The sequence below is a fragment of the Streptomyces sp. NPDC057616 genome (genome assembly GCF_042800575.1).
Lineage (GTDB): Bacteria > Actinomycetota > Actinomycetes > Streptomycetales > Streptomycetaceae > Streptomyces.
Genome location: NZ_JBHVGU010000094.1, coordinates 1 through 1,957, shown reverse-complemented (window position 1 = coordinate 1,957; position 1,957 = coordinate 1). Strand labels below are relative to the sequence as shown.

The window sequence follows — 1,957 nt, the reverse complement described above, 5'->3', positions numbered from 1 at the left end:
GTGTCTTGTCTCGGTTGATGATTGACGCTGTGGCCTCACCTGATGCTTGACACCGCTTGCCTCGGTTTGGCTGTGCGCCTGGATTGGGCGCATGGGGAGGGCCGGGGCCGTGCTGGTGGAGTTGAGCGTGGTCGAGCAGCGGTATCACGCGGTGATGGAGGTCGCCGCGGGGGTTCCGGTCACTCAGGTCGCGGCCCGGTATGGGGTGTCACGTCAGTCGGTGCATGCCTGGGTGCGCAAGTACGAGCAGTCGGGCCTGCCGGGGCTGGCCGACCGGTCGCACCGGCCCATCTCGTGTCCGCACCGGATCGCCGGGGAGGTGGAAGCGGTGGTGTGTGAACTGCGGCGCCGGCATCCCGGCTGGGGCCCACGACGGCTGGTGCACGAACTGGGGCGGCGGGGCATCGCGCCGGTCCCGTCGCGGGCGACGGTCTATCGGGTCCTGGTGCGCAACGGTCTGGTCGAGCCGGGGGTCCGCAGGCGGCGGCGGTCGGATTACCGCAGGTGGGAGCGGTCTGCGGCGATGGAACTGTGGCAGATGGACATCGTCGGCGGCATCCTGATCGCGGGCGGCGGCGAGTGCAAGATGGTCACCGGGATCGACGACCACTCACGGTTCATGGTGATCGCCAAGGTGGTGGAGCGGGCCACCGCCCGCGCGGTCTGTCGGGCCTTCGGGGAAGCCCTGCTGCGGTTCGGAGTGCCGGAGGAGGTGCTGACGGACAACGGCAAGCAGTTCACCGCCCGGTTCGGCTCGGGCAGGCCCGGGGAGACGATGTTCGACCGGATCTGCCGGGAGAACGGCATCGCCCACCGCCTCACCAAGCCGCAGTCACCGACCACCACCGGGAAGATCGAACGCTTCCACCAGACACTGCGACGCGAACTCCTCGACGAATCAGCCCCGTTCGCCGATCTCGCAGCCGCGCAGGCAGCGGTGGACGGGTGGCTGGAGGACTACAACCGGATGCGGCCGCACCAGGCCCTGGACATGGCCGTGCCGGCGAGCCGGTTCGTCCCCCGGCCGCGGGCCGAGCAGGACGTGTTGCCGGTGGTCCTGCCCGCCCGCCTGGATCTGGTCACCACGGCGGCTTCGCCGGGTCCCCCACCGCCTGAACCGGCGCCGGTGGCATGGCCGTTGGCCGAGGGCGAGATCGGTGCGATCGAGGTGGAGCGACAGGTTCCTGCTTCGGGGAACTTGAGCCTGCGCGGACAGCAGATCTGGTTCGGCCCGGCCCTGGCCGGCACCACGGTGACCCTGCGCGTCGATGTGAACCGGCTGCACGTCCTCATCGGCGGCGGCCGGCACAAGACTCTGCCTTCGAAGCTGTCCGGCCGGGACCTCAAAGCCCTCCTGGCAGGCGGGGGTGCCCGTCCGGCCGGACCATGGGCAGATGATCCCGGCCCGGCGCAGACCACTGGCGGCGTGGTGGAAGTGGACCGCACCGTCAACGCGGTCGGCTACGTCGGCCTGGGCGGCGACAAGGTCCTGATCGGCTGGCCGTTCGCCGGACAGCGGGTCACCCTCCGGCTGGACGGCAAAGTTCTGCAGGTCCTCGACGAGCAGCGTGTCCTGCAGGCCACCCTGCCCAGCCCCCTGCCGCCCTCGGCCTGCGGACGTCTCCAAGGCGGTCGCCCGGCCGGTCCGCCACCGCAGCTGCCACCGCCCAGCGAGCAGATCGCCGAGCGGACCGTCAGCAACGTCGGTGGCTTCATGGTCGCCGGACAGCGCATCCAGCTCGGCCGCGGCTATGCCCACCAGGTCGTCACCGCCCACCTCAGCGAGGACGCCATCCGCATCTTCCACGGAACCGAGCTGATCACCACCGTCCCCCGAGTGACCAGGAAGGAGGTGGTCGTCCGCAAGTCCGGCGAACACAACCGCCGGAAGATCGTCTAGGGCAGACGTCAAGCATCACCCGACGCCAACCCGTCAAGCATCAACTGAGACTCGACA

General features: G+C 70.0%; 1 protein-coding gene. It reads left to right on the top strand.

Translation table 11 applies throughout. The features are described 5' to 3' along the window. The first annotated feature begins 121 nt into the window (after positions 1–121). Positions 122–1,900 (top strand): IS481 family transposase, encoded by a 1,779-nt coding sequence (locus tag ACFU97_RS46050; RefSeq protein WP_272179322.1) that lies wholly within the window; start codon positions 122–124, stop codon positions 1,898–1,900. Positions 1,901–1,957: the final 57 nt, after the last annotated feature.